Annotated in this window: 15 protein-coding genes and 1 rRNA gene; 9 read left to right on the top strand and 7 right to left on the bottom strand. The window is 43.7% G+C overall.

Annotated elements, in window-relative coordinates; all coding sequences use genetic code 11:
• From EC604_RS15100 to EC604_RS15120, 5 genes are all read right to left on the bottom strand, one after another.
• On the bottom strand, positions 1-1,239 hold the full coding sequence (locus tag EC604_RS15100) for an alginate O-acetyltransferase AlgX-related protein (RefSeq protein WP_123064947.1): 1,239 nt from the start codon (positions 1,237-1,239) through the stop codon (positions 1-3).
• Positions 1,240-1,253: 14 nt separating this feature from the next.
• Positions 1,254-2,675 carry an MBOAT family O-acyltransferase gene (locus EC604_RS15105; RefSeq protein ID WP_123064948.1) on the bottom strand — a complete coding sequence of 474 codons (1,422 nt, stop codon included), beginning with the start codon at positions 2,673-2,675 and terminating at the stop codon, positions 1,254-1,256.
• A 32-nt stretch (positions 2,676-2,707) separates the two neighbouring features.
• The gene (locus tag EC604_RS15110) at positions 2,708-3,886 is read right to left on the bottom strand and encodes a hypothetical protein (protein ID WP_123064949.1); all 1,179 of its coding nucleotides are present in this window, start codon (positions 3,884-3,886) and stop codon (positions 2,708-2,710) included.
• Positions 3,887-3,904: 18 nt separating this feature from the next.
• Positions 3,905-6,181 (bottom strand): glycosyltransferase, encoded by a 2,277-nt coding sequence (locus tag EC604_RS15115; RefSeq protein WP_123064950.1) that lies wholly within the window; start codon positions 6,179-6,181, stop codon positions 3,905-3,907.
• Between the two features lie 383 nt (positions 6,182-6,564).
• Positions 6,565-6,969: a CBS domain-containing protein gene (locus EC604_RS15120; protein ID WP_123064951.1), complete on the bottom strand. Its 405-nt coding sequence runs from the start codon at positions 6,967-6,969 to the stop codon at positions 6,565-6,567.
• Between the two features lie 258 nt (positions 6,970-7,227).
• Between EC604_RS15120 and EC604_RS15125 the strand changes: the two genes are divergently transcribed.
• Complete coding sequence (locus tag EC604_RS15125; RefSeq protein WP_151458081.1) at positions 7,228-8,361, top strand: hypothetical protein; 1,134 nt, start codon at positions 7,228-7,230, stop codon at positions 8,359-8,361.
• A 22-nt stretch (positions 8,362-8,383) separates the two neighbouring features.
• Here EC604_RS15125 and EC604_RS15130 read toward each other — a convergent pair whose 3' ends face one another.
• Positions 8,384-8,875, bottom strand: a complete 492-nt coding sequence (locus EC604_RS15130; RefSeq protein ID WP_123064953.1) for a DUF4652 domain-containing protein — start codon at positions 8,873-8,875, stop codon at positions 8,384-8,386.
• 157 nt (positions 8,876-9,032) lie between these two features.
• On the opposite strand from EC604_RS15130, the gene EC604_RS15135 reads away from it, so the two are divergent.
• Positions 9,033-11,204: a penicillin-binding transpeptidase domain-containing protein gene (locus tag EC604_RS15135; protein ID WP_123064954.1), complete on the top strand. Its 2,172-nt coding sequence runs from the start codon at positions 9,033-9,035 to the stop codon at positions 11,202-11,204.
• Between the two features lie 178 nt (positions 11,205-11,382).
• Here the strand turns inward: EC604_RS15135 and EC604_RS15140 are convergent, their stop codons facing one another.
• A complete protein-coding gene (locus tag EC604_RS15140; RefSeq protein ID WP_123064955.1) occupies positions 11,383-12,138 on the bottom strand; it encodes a class I SAM-dependent methyltransferase in 756 nt (251 codons plus the stop codon).
• A 276-nt stretch (positions 12,139-12,414) separates the two neighbouring features.
• On the opposite strand from EC604_RS15140, the gene EC604_RS15145 reads away from it, so the two are divergent.
• From EC604_RS15145 to EC604_RS15175, 7 genes are all read left to right on the top strand, one after another.
• Positions 12,415-12,840, top strand: a complete 426-nt coding sequence (locus EC604_RS15145; RefSeq protein WP_123064975.1) for a VOC family protein — start codon at positions 12,415-12,417, stop codon at positions 12,838-12,840.
• 425 nt (positions 12,841-13,265) lie between these two features.
• Complete coding sequence (locus EC604_RS15150) at positions 13,266-14,405, top strand: hypothetical protein (protein ID WP_123064956.1); 1,140 nt, start codon at positions 13,266-13,268, stop codon at positions 14,403-14,405.
• Positions 14,406-14,417: 12 nt separating this feature from the next.
• A complete protein-coding gene (locus EC604_RS15155) occupies positions 14,418-15,569 on the top strand; it encodes a S1C family serine protease (protein WP_123064957.1) in 1,152 nt (383 codons plus the stop codon).
• A 216-nt stretch (positions 15,570-15,785) separates the two neighbouring features.
• Positions 15,786-16,391 carry a TetR/AcrR family transcriptional regulator gene (locus EC604_RS15160; RefSeq protein ID WP_123064976.1) on the top strand — a complete coding sequence of 202 codons (606 nt, stop codon included), beginning with the start codon at positions 15,786-15,788 and terminating at the stop codon, positions 16,389-16,391.
• A 21-nt stretch (positions 16,392-16,412) separates the two neighbouring features.
• Positions 16,413-17,633: an MFS transporter gene (locus EC604_RS15165; protein WP_123064958.1), complete on the top strand. Its 1,221-nt coding sequence runs from the start codon at positions 16,413-16,415 to the stop codon at positions 17,631-17,633.
• 140 nt (positions 17,634-17,773) lie between these two features.
• Positions 17,774-17,938 (top strand): DUF3934 family protein, encoded by a 165-nt coding sequence (locus tag EC604_RS15170; RefSeq protein ID WP_123064959.1) that lies wholly within the window; start codon positions 17,774-17,776, stop codon positions 17,936-17,938.
• Positions 17,939-18,604: 666 nt separating this feature from the next.
• Positions 18,605-18,679, top strand: a 16S ribosomal RNA gene (locus tag EC604_RS15175); the annotation flags it as partial.

Here is an 18,679-nt window from a genome sequence, read left to right on the forward strand (position 1 = left end):
TTACTTAGAGCTGGTGAATTGACCTTCCACTTTATTCTTCCCGTAAGGGAAAAACTCATCGACGAGGTCTTGAGGAGAGATCGATACAAAGACATGATCCAGATCGGTTTTTTTCGCAAAATCAATGATGTCTCCCGTATAATACCTTGGATCAATTAGGTACACTTCAGAGACTACGGTTGAGAGAAAAGAAATCATAGGTACGGCGAGTGAGTCCTTGATAAACATGACCTTGAGTCCGTTTGGGTTGTCTTTGTTGACGACATGTACGATTCCTTGATTACCATACAGATACGTAAAGTATTTGTCCGCCGTCAGGTCGTAGGTAGCACCCTTCACATTCAGAGGATATGTCGTAAGTAGCGCATCCTCAAATCGACCATTCAAGGTAGCTTCCGTCTCGCCTGTTTTAAAATAAAAAGAATAGTTGGTTTTGAATTTAGGATAAATCAGGTCAAAGTCATCATCACCGGCGAAAAACTTCCCGGTTTTGCGGCCTTGTGAGCCGATAAAGAAATCTGTATACGGGATGACATTGTAGTTGCCGATATCAGTGAAATAATGATCCGGATCAAGTGGCTTATTGTACAGCCCATCCAGATGATGAACCAACTGGCCGAAGGCCCAGAAGGCTGTTTTGATTTTCCAGTGATGATCGGTTGTGAAAAATAAATCCTTTGCCGGTATGCCGCTCTCTAATAATCCTTCGCGCAGATCCAGCGTGTCAATTCCGTTCTGCTTCAGATGATCCAGGAAGCCATCAGCCGTTTCGTTATTGAAATTATAAGGTATGCCTTCCGGGAATGTTGTATAGCCACGTACATATTTGTCTGGTGTCATGACATATGTAAACTTGGTTTTTGCCCCCAATTGCGCCCCTAGCTCGGCAACCCGATCAGAAAGCTCTGTCGTATCCGTAGGCCCCGTGGCAAAATAGGTATAGTGAAGCTTACCCTCCGTATCTTTGACCACCTCGAAGTTGTTCTCTTCGTTCTTCCACATGAGTGACTGCAAGTATCCGTAGGCTTCCACGAATCCAAACTTTTCAAAAACATGCTCATTGATGTCGGCATCCAGTTCGTTGATGATGCCTTTGGCATTGGAGAAACGGTAGTCCGCTGAAGCCAGTGTTTTTTTCATCGGACCGAAGGAATGAATAATATTCAAGATCGAGAACGTGGCGAGCACAAGAATGAAGAGGAAGGCGGTCATTCTCTTTTTAGCAAAAAAGTTATGCATATGGAATCCTTCTCTCAGAAATTAAAATAAATGAACGGATTGTATGTTCCTTTGACCAGATAGGATACACACACGAGAAACAGAGCAATAATGGTCACCGGGTAAAGCAGTTCAAGCGGTTTACCGAAACGTACACCATCCACCATCCATTTGTTCATCCGTAAGGCAAGTGGTGTGGAGAATAGAATACCCAGAATGAAGAAAAGGGCATATTCCTTCATGAACATCCATGTCGTATCACTCCAGAACCCATTGCCATACAGTCCGAACATATTGCCAAGGTAGTTGCCGGCTTGTAACAAGTCGGGTGAACGGAAAATCACCCATCCGATGACTACAACAAACATGGCATAGAAATGTCGGAGCGGAGCATACCGTGTGCTTTTATCCAAGTTGAAAACTTTCTCCAGTGCAATGAACGCGAAGTTGATTAGACCCCAGATGACAAATGTCCATTCTGCCCCGTGCCAGATGCCCGTGAGTCCCCAGACGACCAGCAAATTACGGATCATTTTATCCTTATTGCTAACGCGTGATCCTCCCAGCGGGAAGTAAACATATTCCTTGAACCAGGTGCCAAGCGAGATGTGCCAGCGGCGCCAGAATTCGGTAATGGAGCGTGAGATATACGGATACCTGAAGTTTTCTTCAAACTTGAAACCAAACATAAGCGCGAGTCCAATGGCCATATCCGAATAACCCGAGAAGTCGAAATAAATCTGCAATGTATAAGCGATTGCCCCCAGCCAAGCGAGGCTTGAAGCCATATCACCTGTTCCGCCCATGCTGAATGCATGATCGGCCACAATGGCCATGCTGTTGGATAACAACACTTTTTTACTCAAACCGACGATGAACCGACAGCAGCCGACCGCGAACTTGTCCCAGCTTTCCTTCCGATGCATCATCTGGTCTGCAATCATGTTGTAACGCAGAATGGGCCCGGCTACAAGCTGAGGGAAGAAGGAAATATAGAGAGCGACATAAAACGGATTTTTCTGCACACTGCCATGACCGCGGTACACATCAATGACGTAGGAGATCGCATGGAAGGTGAAAAAGGAAATGCCGAGCGGCAACGCAATATGCGGAATGCTGAGGCCAAAGCCTGTACTTTCATTGACAATACGCAGGGCAAACGCCAGGTATTTATAAACAAACAGCATGCCCAGATTGGCAGCCAGCATCACGGTAATAACGGTATAGGCGGCATTGCGCCGATCCCGGTACTTGTCCACGAGCAATGCGAAAACATAATTCAGTGCGATGGAGACCAGCATAACCAGCACAAAGCGGGGTTCACCCCATGCGTAGAAGAACAGGCTTGCCACAAGCAACAACATATTTTTCAGCGTCACAGAAAACCGCAATATATAATACAGCCCGAGCACAAGCGGCAAGAAATAAAATAAGAAGACTACACTGGAAAAGAGCACTGCCTTTCCTCCTTGAAGATGGAATAAAAAAGCTACATTTTAAATAGCCTCTTGGACCTGCGATGATTCATCGAACGTTGTTTCCCCGCTTGTGAGCCGTGCTGAAGTTTGCGCCACAGCCAATACGGAATAACTACCATGAGTCCAATCAGAAGAAGACCGATACGAATGATCCATTCCATCCAGGGTTGTAACCATACGTTGGAAGGTTCCAGTACTTTGGGAACCTGGCCTGGCGAGGGGATAAAACGCGGTGTTCCATCCGCTTCCTTCATCTGCATCGCCGTGGAACGATCAAGCTTAACGGTATAATCGAGATTCCACTTCTGATCCACCAGCGCACGAATAGTCACCGAATCGGCTTTTGCGGCGTCCGTTCCAATGGTTAGTAGGCCACCCGTTGTGATGGTTACGCCCTGTACAGGATGAGCAAGCTGGAAATTTACTTCTGGCATTTCCGAAGCTTTCGATTCTGTCGGTTGCAGGCCAATAACGGTATACGTTTCAACCGATTCACCGGCCACCGGTTTCACGACTCGCTCATCACCTTTAATCATCACAGAAGATAATTGATTCTCTGCAGTAGCTTCTTTCCTCGGAACTAGCTTGATATTTCCAACGCGGTAATTCAGCTGTGCGTTTTCCGTTGTGGTCATCGTGATGCCCCAGCTCAGCATTTTCCCTGGTGTGACAAGGCCAACCGTAGCTGCGTGATTTCGAACCATGAGGCTGGAAAAGGGAACACGAACCTCACCCTCAAATCCGGGCTCCAGCCTTATCAACCCATCTACCGGATGAACCAGCTTCGGTTCTTTGGTTGCTTTGGGAATGAGGATGACATTGCGTTGGTCCGCCACCGTCAGTGCCGATTGATCCGTTCGTGTGATGACAACGTTTAGCGGCAACGTCTGATCGGAATCACTGCGAATCGAGAATCTCAACTCGCTGTAGCCCGACCAGTCCCTATTTTGCAACTCATATACATAGGCGGAGTAATATCCTTTTTGTAGACCTTGTGTCGAGGTGTTGATCTGTAAGCTGCCGTTACGATTCAACTGGGACTGCACTTTGGGCCCATTATCCCACACCTTTATGGAACGCTCGCTCCACTGCAGCTGATCCGGCTGGGCCGAAACAGTAGCAGTGAGGTATAAGCTTGATAAACCTGTGAGGATTGCGACAAGCAGCCATTGCTGCCATTTCGTACTCATGCTTTCTTTGCCTCCATATTATAAATAGGCCATCTCGTCCAGCTCATCATTCGAGATGAAGCTTTTATTCTGTACTGGGCGTTTGGGTCGGCCTGCCTCGGTATACGCCACATTCCACTGTTTCAAAAGAGCTTCCAGTTCAGGCATTTGTCCATTTCGGGCAATGTCCTGAATATTTCTGATCCGGTACAAAATGCCATGTTTGCTTCGCATCGACTTCGCCCATACACAATCCAGGACGAGGTCTTCGGCAAGCGGCAAGCAAAGCTCATAGACCATTTCCTGCCGTGATATGTTCACAAGCAAAAATTCATAATTAAAGTCCATCAGTGTAACGGTTCCATAATCGGGTGTGTTCAGTTCATGATTCAGCGGAATGCGTGCCAGCTTGCGATTGGACATGAGGCCCACTTGTCCGCGTCTTACAAAATTCAGACGGATGTCCTCGAATGTACTGATATCTTTGTCCAGCTTCTGCGGAAGCGTAGGCTCGCGGTCATACACAATATGTAACAACTGACGCTGATCCTGCTCTGTAATCTCGTGCACTTTAAATGCATACTTCCATTTATTACCGATTGAAGTTACATGTGTTACCTTGGCCGTAAACTCGCTTGAATAATGATCCGTTACCAGACGTACAGCAAATTCGGCTTCGCTGGGGATATATCTCGGTGTATCTAGTACAATGGCGATTCCGCCTTCTGAAATATCATGCGTAACCGTGGACAGAGTTTCACCTTCAGTAGTTAGTGTACAGTCCACTGTAGCCAGAATACGCTCATAGTTGCGGAACACTTTACGTCCGCTTAGGAAAAAGATCGACATCATTATGTTGTAGAAATTAATTAACAGCCAGTATAGAACAACGAGGAATCCAATGGTGCCCTGACTAAATGTCCAGTGAATGCAGTTGACGATACCGATTACAGAGAGCACAGCCAAAATCAGATGCGGAATGATCTGTTTGAGCTGGTAGCTGCGATCGTTATGAGCACCGTCTTTGCGGGTCACCGCAAATTTATTCATCGTGATGCCCAGTGTTTCGAGAATAACCGCAGGCAGCAGTGACGGAAACAAAATTGTTTCGTATACATTCGTCCATTTCGTGGTTCGAATATTACCTGACAGCATGCGCAGACACATATTCGTTAACAGATACATCGGCAACCAGAAAACGAGAATTTCCAGAATGGTACACTTCACCACGAGCACACCGAATACAGCAAACAGAATGGGCGACATGATGTACAGCACTCGTTTTAGACCAGAATACCAATAGGTTATGGAAGAGATGTAATTCAGTCTTTGCGCAAAGGTAAGTCCGCGCTTGAACAAAATGTTCATTTTTCTGCCCGTTTGAATACATCCGCGTGCCCAGCGTTGGCGCTGCTTGATCAGGCTTTTCAGATCACCGGGAGCAAGTCCCGAAGCAAGCACTTTATTGGTGGCAAAACAGCGATATCCTTTGCTTTGCATTTCAATGCCAGTGGCAAAATCCTCAGTAATGGAGCCGGTATAGAAACCGCCCACATCTTCGAGTGCTTGTCTCGAAAGTACCGTATTCGTTCCGCCATAGATGACGGAATTGGATTTGTTTCGCCCAACCTGCACATCACGGTAGAAATAGTCCTGTTCATTCGGGATTCGAGCTTCGGAATACAGATTGTATTGAAACTGATCGGGATTATAGAAGCTTTGCGGGGTTTGTACGAAGCCGATCTTTTCTCCTGTCAGAAAATAAGGCACGCAGGACGTCAGAAAATCATGCTTCGGAATCATATCGGCATCAAACGTGGCGATTAGAGGGGAGGAAGTATGTTTCATGGCGTTGTTCAAATTTCCAGCTTTGGCGTGGATGTGCTCTGTCCGAGTCAGATAGTTAATCCCCATATGATCTGCCAGCTCTCGCATCTCGGAACGATTGGAGTCGTCGCATAGAAAGATATGTACTTTGGAGCGATCTGGATAATCCATGTTGAGACAGCCGTTAATCGTTTTGAAAAGTAAGGACGCAGGTTCATTATACGTAGCTATAAAAACATCAACATCTGGATACAATGACTCATCGACAATGGGGAGTTCGGGATATTCAAGCCGGGTCATATTATAAAAATGCACAGCGAGCTCGAACATACCTATGAGTTCAACAATCAGGAGGGCAAGACCGGCGGTCACAGCGAGCGGGCCATGGCCAAAAGGAATGGTGAAGAAGGTACGCCATATGACGTAAATACAAGACATGATTACCGTTGCGGTAACCAGCATTTTTTTGCGTGTGCTTAAACGATTCAAGGTGCATACCTCTCTCTATGATTGGTGAAAGTAATCAACGTTCATCAAGTCTAACCATATGTCTATAATACAATGGCGTTCTGAACGAATTCTGAACAAAAGAAATGAATGAAATTGTGGATTGATCCATTATATGTGATGGGAACGACATGTTTTGGTGTTTAAGTACAGTCCGGTAATGACGAAATATGTCGAATCATGAAGATTATTGTATTTATTTCATGCGAAATTAGCAACATTTTTATGTTAAGTCCATAATGTGGAAATTGTTGCTTTGGTGGAATGATTACATAAAAAAGACGAGCCCGTGGGCTCGCCTTTTTTGGTTGATCTTTTGCAGACACCGTAATCTCACTGTAGCACTTCCATGCTACCGAAATTTATTAATCGGATATGTTGCGGGTGTAATATTCAATGATATCCTTACGACGAATGATTCCAAGAAAGACCCGATCTATATCCACCACGGGCACAAAGTTTTGGTCTGCCGCAAGAGTCAGCATATCCTCCATCTCTGCTTCGATGTACACGCATTCATTATAGACACGATGGCTAATTTCATTGACCTGCACTTGGTCCATATTATCAAATGTCAATCCCGGCGTATTACGCATTTTCCATAACAGATCACCTTCGGACAGAGTAGCAACATATTTTCCATCCGGATCAATTACGGGAATGGCGGTGTAGTGGTGCGATTCCAACTGCTCAATAGCATCTTTCATGGAAGCGGTAGACTCGATATAGGCCACTTCGGCTTTTGGGAGTAAAAAATAGCTGATTTCCATCATCGGGCTCCTTTTCAGCCTTTTGCATCGCAAAAAAGCTTTAGTATGTAATTCACTATTCTTATTTAAACATATTATGTGAGCTTAAGGCTATTTTTAATGACAAAGGATTAAAATTTTTATTTTTATCTATCTCTCCTTTCAGAAAATTAAAATCCTATAAATGAAAAATTTAGGCCTTATGCCTAGAAGTATGTGTTATTATTTTGTTGATTAATTGAAATATGTAAAAAAATAATGAAATGAGGGAATATTTTGTTGTTAGAATTAAAGGAAAAGCTAGTGGAACTCGACTTAGATGTACTAACCACATTTATCACGACGTTAGCAATAATTTTTTTTGGAGTTTCCCAAGATGTTCGTGACAAAGCGTACCAATTAAAGAATGTGATTATTATGTATCTGATTTTGTTCTTATTAACAATTTGGGTAGTTCATCCAATATCAGTATCCATAATTTTTATTTCTATTTTTTTTGCTGGTGGGTTAACATTGCTGAATGATAAAGAGAATGATCTCGAAAAAGAGTTGGGATTTCTAAGATTCTTTTTTTATGCTACTGTTGCATGGATAAGCTTGGTGAAAACTTACATATGGCTTCTAGTTGGAGTTGCTACTTATATTGTTTCTATTTCAATTCAAAATTTTGGAACAATACTTCTAAAAGAGAATCATGATTATATTATTACAATAATCATTTTATTAGGAACAGTATTCCATTACATAAGAGTATCTATGGACTATTATAATTTTAAAAATTTTAAAGCTACGAAAAAAACTTTATTTGAATCTTCCGAACCTTTAGAAAAGAATGATTTACTTAGTTTTGTTTTATTTATGGAAGACAGGAATTTATTTAATAGGAGAGGGACTGTCTTTGGATTATATGACATAAAGAGTTCGTATTATCTCAATAATTCTAAACCAAGTTTTATGAGCGATATTAAATTGAATGATGAACCAAGAAAGAGGTTTATAAGAGGTTACTCAACAATTGAGCAACAAATATTTAGAAACAGTGCTCTTGAAGATAATTCCTATAGATACTTTTTTAGAAGAAAATTTTTTATAGAAAACATTTATAATGTCTGTTTTACTAGGGCAATATTAATTAGACGTTCTAAATCTTATGGAAGGAAAAAAAATAAACAAAGGCAGGCCTATCAGAATCTTATCTGGAGCTTTAAACTGAATCTCTTAGAGTACTATTTTAGGGTCATTCTTAAAAACCCAAATAATGAAGAAGAGTTATTCCTGATAATGTCGAAAAATTCAAGAGTCACTAAACAGTTATATAGTAAAATTTATTATAGATATATTGGAACAACAGAACATTTTGAGAATCTTGAGAAGATAAAAACCATCAGAAATTCAACATATAACTTATCTTAGTGGTCCTAGTTGGACCACTTTTTTATATTCTAACATCATCAATAAATACTATTGAGTGATTGAACTCGTTATCAGTGTATTTAATACCTTCTAATTTGACATTATTATCTTCAGTAGAAATATTAGTAACTTGTACATCTGGTGGGAAGGTTTTTAATAATTTCTTTTCTTTATTTTTGATATTGTACGAATACAAATCTCCTCCTATATTAACCGTACCCCAAAGAGAACCAATTATTAAAAGTAAATTGTGTTCATCAACCCAAGTGATAGCTTTTATAGATTCATCGTCCATCAAAGGAATTGGTAATTTTAAAAGTTCGAAGCCTTCGTTTATATTTATTAGATAAACTTCTCCTTTACACTCCCATTCATAAGGTGATATTAAAGCCAAGCTATCTTTAAATTGGACTGGATGTGAAGAACTTTCAATGATTTTAGAATTATTCGTATTCGAATGGTCACTATTAATGACTAACATTCTTTTATTTTCTAAGTAGTTCAATTTAATCATTTCTTCAACTCCTATTTTTAGTTTTGTTATTTAATACTAACCTAAATGCCAACATTTTTAAAATGTGAGGAACCATTTTTAATGACAAATTCATCAGATTTGTCACATTGTTTAATCGGCGCAGGAAATTTATAGTATAGAGTAGAGGTGATATGGCATGAAATCGAAACGTAAATTATTATATGGACTTTTGCCGATTCTATTTGCAGGCGGTATTGGAATGTATCTTTATATGCAGCATAGCAAACCGGAGGAACCAAAACCGCAGACAACGGTAAACCAGTACATAGAGCATCTACAAAAGAAAGAGTTTGGCCAACTGTATTCGTTGATGTCACCTGCTTCGTTGACTGAGGCGGGCATGACCAAGGAACAATTTGTTGAGAAATATAATGCTATTTATTCAGGGATGCAGGTCTCTGTTATTAAGGCCGAACTGCGGCCGGCGCAACCGTCAGAGGCCGGGGCTGAGACAAACCTTGGCAATCAAACAACGCAAACTGAAAATAAAAACGATACGCAGACTGGATCAACCACCACAGAAAATGAAAAGGGTAAGGATAAGACACGGCAAGATGCAGACAGCTCTGACTTATACCAGACCGATTATGATTTGTATCTGACCACGTTTTTAGGCGAAGTCAACGAGACACATACACTTAGTTTGGTTCGACAGGAGCTGGAGGACGGGAGCAAAGTTTGGCAGATTAACTGGAAGCCGTCCCTGATCCTCAGTGACATGGTAAAAGGTAGCAAAGTTCGGGTGAAGACGTTGTTCCCGAATCGAGGGGATATTGTAGATCGTGACGGGTTGCCGCTTGCAACCCAAGGCACCATGAATGAGTGGGGCATCGTACCCGAGAAGCTCGGAGAGAATCCGGATCAGATGATCACACGCATCGCGGATCATTACAAGGTGTCCGTGGAAGCCATTCAGAAGGCACTTGGTCAGACATGGGTGAAACCGGAATTTTTTGTGCCAATGGGCTCAACAGAGGAATTTGATGTCCCTTCTTCTCTTAGCGGAGTTGCGCTGCAAAGTAAGGAAATTCGTTATTATCCGCTTGGTGAGGCAGCGGCACATCTGATCGGATATGTGCGCAAGGCCACCAAGGAAGACTTGGACAAAGATACCGAAGGGTATTACCGTGCGGAAGATTGGATCGGCAAAGCTGGACTGGAACAGTCTATGGAGAAGCAGCTACGCGGAGAGCGTGGCGGTTTAATTGAAATTACGGATGAAGCGGGTAACACGCGTTCTGAATTGCTCCGCAAAGATGCGATCGACGGTAAGGATGTACAACTAACGATCAGTTCTGCACAACAGAAAAAGCTGTATCAAACGCTGGCGGGTGGCGGCGATGCAGGAGCGATGGTCATGATGGACCCGAAGGACGGAAACATGCTTGCTCTGGTGAGTGCACCTTCCTACAATCCGAATAAAATGGTCACAGGTCTGACCCAGGCGGAGTGGGATGCCTATTCGGCGAACGAAAAGCTTCCTTTTATCAACCGGGTAACAACAAGATACGCTCCCGGTTCCACCTTCAAAGCGGTTACTGCGGCGGCAGGATTGATGGAGAAGGTGACGACACCGGATAAAACCCACGAGATTTCTGGTTTGCAATGGCGGAAGAACGATAGCTGGGGCGGGTATTACGTCAAACGGGTCAAAAGCCTGAGCCCTGTGAATATGGTGGATGCCCTAGTATACTCCGACAATATTTATTTTGCGATGGAAGCGACGGAGATGGGGAGCGCCAAGTTTATCGAGGGTATTCAAAAGTTCGGGTTTGGTGACAATTTCGGGCTGGATGAACTCTATTTGAAACCTAGTCAGTATGCGAATGAGGCGCACAGGGATTTGTCTTCCGAGGTACTGCTAGCAGATACTTCGTATGGTCAAGGTGAGATGTTAATGTCGCCAATTCATCTGGCCGCTGCGTTTACGCCGTTTGTGAATGAAGGCAAGATGGTGAAACCCGTATTAATTGTTGGAAAAGAGACCCCTGATCCTGAGCTGATCATCACACCGGATGTAGCCAATGCCGTTACTGACGCACTGAAACAGGTGGTGTCTCGACAAGGTGGAACGGCACATGCCCTAAGCTCGATTGCTGGAAATCTTGCAGGCAAGACAGGAACGGCCGAACTGAAAGCGAAGAAGGGTGAGCAAGGTCAGGAGAACGGATTTTTCGTTACCTTTGATACCGAATCACCGTCGTTCCTGGTGGCTGCCGTAATCGAAGAGGTGAATGGTCGCGGTGGCAGCCATTATGTGGTGGATCGCTTGAAGCCATTCTTGGAAAAGCTTCAGCTTGAGCCGTGACCGTAACCTAGTCATGCTTCTCGTATCAAAAATATGGAAAAGGACTACCAATCTAGACGATGAAGTCTGGAAACGATAAGACATAACCAAAAAACGCGTTCTTAGCGTGAACCATACAGTTCGCCAAGACGCGTTTTTCATTTTACTTTATATACTAAAATTCATGTTGGAATTCAGATCATTTTCTGGCTGTAATCATGAACCGTGCCGAGTTGGTGCGAATCCCCTTCTCGTCCCGGTGAACTTGAACAAACGGTTCGAAAACGTCCAGGTCGGACGCGAGTTCTCCAAATTGAGTAACGATAGGCGTGTGTGTCAGCAGAAACAATAGATCCTCCGGGGTAGTGTAGTGCTCGGTTACATTATATTCGCGGACTTCGATTTGCTGGAAACCTGCATGTTTCAGCTCTTGTTTGTACTTTTCCAGCAGTGTTCCAGGCTCTATGCCGAGATGTTGTCCACGTCCAAATGCCTGCTTTATATTTAATTTATCGTGCTCGCTGACCTGCTGGGTCAGGAATACGCCATCCTCTGCAAGAACGTTGTACACTTCTGACGCGAAGAATGCGGAATGTCTGCAGGATACGATATTGAAAAATGATTTTGGAAACTGTAAGTTGTCCGCATCCATCTGCATGAATCGCACATTGGAGCAGTTTGTAGTTCGCTTTAAATTTCGCTGAGCTGTCTCGATCATTCCATGAGCCAAATCGATGCCGACAAGCAGATGAGCATGTTCAGCAATGGACAGCACGGCTTCGCCTCCACCTGTGCCGATGTCTAGCAGCAGGTCGGACGGTTGTGTGCAACGAGTTACCTCATCATAGAAGTCCCAGTCTGTGGGTTCAGAAATCACCTTCATTGTGCTGAAATCCCATCCATTTTGTTGACCGACACGTTCATAAAATGTGTTGTAATCCCACTGTTTTCTCATATTCAAATCTTCCTCCAATATATGATGGTATGATCAGGAATTGTTGTCATGGGCAATCGTTCTTCTACACATCGAACAGGCTCAAAAGGACAGACCTACCCCTTGGTAGCTGGTACGCGTTTTGATCCAGCCCGACGTTTAATTACTTCGAACGATTGGGAACAACATCCCTTTCACCTCACATGTTGGAATAGCCCCATTATACCGAATTGACAGCGCATACGCGAGGTGATATTTTGGGGTGGAATCTATTCTAGGAATCCGAGGTGATCAATGGTGGCTGTTCGTGCTAATCAGATTTTTGTTAACTTGCCAGTCCAGGATTTGAAGAGATCGGTTGATTTCTTTACGAAAGTGGGATTCGAATTCAATGCCCAGTTTACGGACGATAAGGCTACCTGTATGATTGTCGGAGAAAATATATTTGCCATGCTTCTGGTGGAGGAACGTTTCCAATCCTTTATCACGAAAAAAATCGCGAATGCGGCTGAGACAACAGAAGTGATCGTCGCTTTGTCTGTTGGTTCCCGTGAAGAAGTGGATGCGATTGTACAGGCTGCCCTTGATGCTGGAGCGAAGCCATATAACGAACCTCAAGATCACGGATTTATGTATGGACGGAGCTTTCAAGACTTGGACAACCATCTATGGGAAGTATCTTATATTAATTTGAGCGCGTTTCCTTCGAACCAGACCGAATAGATCGGCATGAATGATGTCGGCTAACTATCCTCGAATGGATAAATGAATGAAACTAAATATATCCGCATCAGACGGACCTGCTGAATATACATGAAGGCCTTCCTTGAAAACAGGAGGGTCTTTTTTTAAAAAGATACAATACAAAATAAGCAATCAGCATAAATCCTTACTACATCTCTTATTTTTTCATCAGGAATATATGGTGCATTTTACCTTTTTGCTATATGATAAATGTCGATTCACCCCGAGATTAGGCAACACATATTCTGGAGTGATATCAAGTAACAGAACGACAACAGAACAAAACAGCAGATGACATATCTGAATCTACATACGTTCAGGCTGGAGGGATCAAGGTGTACTGTCATATATGCGGGACAAAAAATAGCTCTGGGGAAAAGCGCTGTCAGAAGTGTGGAACCCCATTGAAACAAGTCAGCTCCACAGAGGAGCAAATCTGGTCGGAGCCAGCAGGACTCGAACCACGTAATGCACCTGCAAACGGAACGGTGAACAAGCGCAAGAGCAGTCCATTTCTATGGGTCATCCCACTGCTGCTTGCAGCAATTATGGGCGCGTTGTTGACGTATTATTATAATCAGGAGAATCTGATTAACGCTCATGTGAAGACACTGCATCTTGAGGCGGAGAAGGCTGCACTGGGCGGGGAATATTCAGAAGCCCTGGAGTTGCTGGACAAAGCCCTCGCTCAAAGACCGAATGTAGGAGCGCTCGTTAAAGATCGTCAAATTACAGAGCAAGCCAGCAATGTACTAAAACAAATGGACGAAGCCGCGAATTTGCTCAAAACAGGCAAGCTGTCGGAAGCGGACAAAATGATTCAAACCGCGGCTAAAACATTAAACGAACGCCAAGAGCCGGTATTTGATAAGGTAAGGTCAGCTTTGAACAATCGAAAGGTGACCCTGGCTGTTTTGAAAGTGAAAAAGGAAATTGATCAGTTAACAACTGTCGAGGCACTCGCTGAAAAACTCAAAACACTATCCAAGCTGAACGGTAAGGAAGCCGAAGCTGTGAAACAACAGATTACGGATAAGCTGGCAGGGATCAGTTACAAGCAGGCGGAGCAGCAAGTGAAGAAGCGTGATTTTACAGCGGCACTGCAAACCGTGGACAACGGATTATCTTATGCGCCTGAAGATCAGAAACTGACCAAATACCGGGATGAAGTATTGCGTGAGAAGAAAGCTTTTGAGCAGGCGGAGGAAGAACGTATTCGATTAGCAGAGCAGCAGGCAGCGGAAGAAGAACTTCGAAATCGTACAGGAGCGGTATATGTAACGGATTTATCTGCTGAGCTGGATGAGTATGGGGACTTATATATCAGTGGATCAGTGTTTAATCAGGGAACACGCCCCATTTCATCCGTGGCGCTTATCGTTAGCATCAATGCCTCGAATGGTGATTATATCGGCGAGACAGATGTTTATGTGTATCCGGATATATTGGATGTAGGAGAAGAGGGATATTTTGAAACCTCCTATTATGGGGTATATGAAGCAGCGAATGTGACGGTTACGAATGCATCATGGTATGTGGAGTAGGAGGACGGCAGAATGAGCAAACGTGTGTGGGGAACGATCATTTCCAGTGCAATAATCATTGGCGCTGGCGCTGGAGGGGTATTCTGGATTCATCAGCATACAGCAGATGAGATGGCGCTAGCTCCCAAACTGGCTGTGGCTTTCTCGAAACAGGCGGATCAACCGAAAGCAAAGACAACATCCAACACCACGGAAAAGAAAACGCGTAAACAGATTATTGAAGATAGTCAGAGAAAAGTAGTTACGATTGAAAGCAGCGATGGTCTGGGCTCCGGCTTCTTATATAATAACAAGGGCGATGTCATCACCAATGCGCATGTCGTCGAGGGTTCCAAAGAGGTGACGATTCGCACCTTGGATCATCAGGAATATCAGGGTACGGTAATTGGTTTTGGCGAAGAGACGGATGTGGCTGTTGTCAGAGTCCCTGATCTTGTAAAAATGGAACCTCTGCCTATCGCGTCAGCTAAAGCGGAGGTTGGTGATGAGATTCTGGCACTCGGCAGTCCGCTCGGTTTTGAGAATACGGTGACCACTGGCATTATTAGCGGACTTGACCGCAGTTTTGAAATTCCACCCTATATTTATACCAACTTGTATCAGATATCTGCTCCGATTACTAACGGTAACAGCGGCGGTCCGCTGATTAACGCCGAAACGGGAGAAGTCCTGGGGATTAATTCGACGGTGGTTAAACAGGAGGGTGGACTAGGGTTCAGCATTCCCATCACCAGTGTCTTGAAGCAGGTGGAACAATGGTCAGAGCGTTCACCTGATACCAAAGGGGCGCAAACGGTACGTGACTCATCTTCGCAGACGTCGTCCGCTGCTTTATCTGAAGCGGAAGCCTTGGTTGCTGATTTTTACAACTACCTGAACATGAGTGATTATGTATCTGCCTATGCGCTACTTGGAAGTGAATGGCAGAGCGGCACAAGTTACGCCAAGTTCCGTGAAGGTTATACGTATACGAGCTATGTTAGTGTGGAGAAAATCTCGTCTGCGAGTACGAGTAAGGAAGAGATGGAAGTGAGCGGTGTGATTGCTGCTGAAGAGCGCAAGGATGGGGAATACGTAACGACTCAATATAACGTGACATATCAGGTCGGATACGAGAATGGCCAATTAAAGATATTACATGGACAAGGTAAAAAGAAGAAATAAATGGATTCGGGAATGAATTGGTCCACAGTTGGTCCATTCCATTGAATCAAAGTATTAAAATTGGCCTAATTAAGCATGGATAACTTATCAAACAATAAACGAAACGGAGAGCTTGCGACATGGCAGGTTCTCCTTTTTATATTGCAGATTAGATCTATATTTGATAGAATACAGAACGAATGTTCAGTATATAAGAATGGAGTGAAGGTTGTGAGTTTGAATAAAAAGCAGCTCCAGTCCGAGCAAACCAAGAAAAAACTTGCAGATGCATCCAAAGCCCTTTTTGTACAAAAAGGATATAAAGCAACGTCTATTGAGGACATCGTCGCGGCGACGGGAAGCAGCAAGGGGAATATATATTACCATTTTAAAAGCAAGGAAGGGCTTTTCCTCTATCTCATTGATGAATGGGATCGGGAGTGGGAAGCTAGCTGGAAGTCCAAAGTGCACCTGTACCGCACTTCCACCGAGAAGATCTATGGCCTGGCGGAACAACTCATTCTGGATGATATCAACCATCCTTTAACGAAAGCGGCTGATGAGTTCTTCACCGGAGAGAAAAAAGAGAATGATATTGAAGAACGAATCGCTGTATTGTTTGAGCGGCACATCCAATTCAATAAACAGCTGATTCAAGAAGGAATAGACAGCGGGGAGTTCAATGATCAGAATGTAGAGCATCTCGCGTTGATTTTGGAAAGTACCATTATTGGGCTCAGTCAAATGTCACGGAAGCTGGAACCCGATGAGGCTCTTGCATTGTATCGTCAGGCCGCCAGTGTATTTCTGCACGGGATTGCCAAGGATAAACAGCATAATTAGACAACGATGGAGGATGGAATCATGGCTTTACTTACACGTAACAGGGGCGCATTGCTGCTGTTGATGTTTAATATTTTTCTCGTATTTATGGGAATAGGTCTGGTTGTGCCGATTATGCCTGCTTATATGAACTTGCTTCATATAACGGGCTTCACGATGGGACTTCTGTTTGCGGCTTTTTCATTCACACAGTTTTTGTTCTCTCCAGCTGCAGGCAGGTGGTCAGACCAGTGGGGACGTAAAAAGATTATCATATTCGGGATGCTGATCTTCGCGGTATCTGAATTTATGTTTGGTGCGGTGAATGCACCCTATCTGCTCTTCGCAGCCCGGATGCTGGGTGGTATTGGTGCGGCGATGATCTTTCCTGCGGTTATGGCCTACACGGCTGATATCACAACGGAGGAAGAACGCGGTAAAGGCATGGGGCTTATTAATGCAGCGATTACAACAGGTTTTATCATCGGGCCAGGGATCGGCGGTTATATTGCCGAGTTTGGCATACGGGTTCCCTTTTATGCGGCAGGGGTTGCGGGTTTGCTGGCTGCAATCATTACACTGATTATCTTGCCTGAATCCGAGCGGAGCGCGAGTGAGCAGACTACACCTGAAACTAGCGGGGCGAAAGTAAAAGCACCAGGTATGGTATCCCAACTTATCAACTCTTACCGGGAACCTTACTTTTTCAGTCTAATCATCGTATTTGTCATGGCTTTTGGTTTGGCTAACTATGAGACGGTATTCTCCCTGTTTGTGGATCGCAAGTTTGGTTTCACGACCAAAGATATCGCGTTTATCATTACATTCGGTTCCATTGCTGGAGCAGTCGTGCAAGTATCACTGATTGGCTGGCTGCTGAACACATTTGGGGAAAAGAAGGTTATCACGGTATGTTTGCTGTTTGTCTCCGTATTTGTATTACTAACCTTGTTCGTTCACACGTACTGGTTGATTCTGGTTGTAACATTTATCGTTTTCTTGGGAATGGACATTTTACGTCCTGCAATCAGTACGCAGATGTCCAAGTTGGCTGAGGAACAACAAGGGTTTGTGGCTGGACTGAATTCTGCGTATACAAGTCTGGGCAACATTGCTGGACCCATCGTGGCTGGAGCGTTGTTTGATGTGAATATTAACTATCCGTATGTATCGGCTGCGGCCGTTCTTGGCATCTGTTTCTTATTGTCCTTACGTGTGCTAAGAAGTGTTAAATCGGTACAAGAGCCAAAGGTTCAAGTGTAATTCTTCTAAATAAAGAACGTGAACACTTCAAGTTTGTTATAATAAGAAATGCTGAAAGTGAACCACATGGGCTGATTTACTTTGGAACGTTACCGAGGAAGATCATTTTTAGACATAGACGGGATTAATGGAGTGATTACATGAGCAAAGCAAAAGGTAAGGGCGGCACGGGCCGCGGAACGGGCAAAAAAGGCTGGAATCGCTGGCAGGCCAGTGCCAACCGGGCGAAGAGTGCTCCAAAGCCTTATAAAAGCAAGGGAACCAAGAATAAAGAAAGCGCCGAGTCTGCTGCCGATAAGTCTTAGTAAACGGACATGTGAAGAGGCAGAGTCGTATCAGGTGCATCGTTTGTCAGAGAAACAGCAGTTTTTGGATATGGTAATCATATCTGAAGAACTGTTGTTTTTTTATGCAGGCATAGGGGAACGGACATTTATGGGATCAGACATTTAAGAAGGTTCTTATAGAGATATATAAATATTAAGGTGCACTGCTTCGTTTAGTTCTTAAGGTAAGCGGCCGATATCTAAGACCAATGTGACTTTAAAAACAAGGTGCATTTATATGGAGTACATCCACCATCAAAAAAATCCGTAATATGGAATTATAAATTTAATAAATAATGCTTTACAAGTGGTAGTGATACATGGTATATTCTAATTCCGGCCAAGAAAACACGGTTTACACGGTGCGGCAAGCAATTGAAAATAAGCTTCGAAAGAAACTTAAAAAAAGAGCTTGCAAAGTTGGTTCGGACATGATATGATATAAGAGTTGCTGAAACGAACCGGTTTCGGTAGCGAGAAAAGTTTGATCTTTGAAAACTGAACAACGAGTGAGTAACGATCTTGCTTTGCAAGATCGACGCTGGAAAAATTGGTACACGTCTTCGGACTGTATGATTTTGAAAGCACAATGAGATTTTTAATCTCGTCAGATTCAAAATGAGCTTATCGCTCTTTTCAATAACTTTATTGGAGAGTTTGATCCTGGCTCAGGACGAACGCTGGCGGCATGCCTAATACATGCAAGTCGAGCGGACTTGA

The sequence above is a fragment of the Paenibacillus amylolyticus genome, assembly GCF_003719335.1.
GTDB classification, from domain to species: Bacteria; Bacillota; Bacilli; order Paenibacillales; family Paenibacillaceae; genus Paenibacillus; species Paenibacillus amylolyticus_D.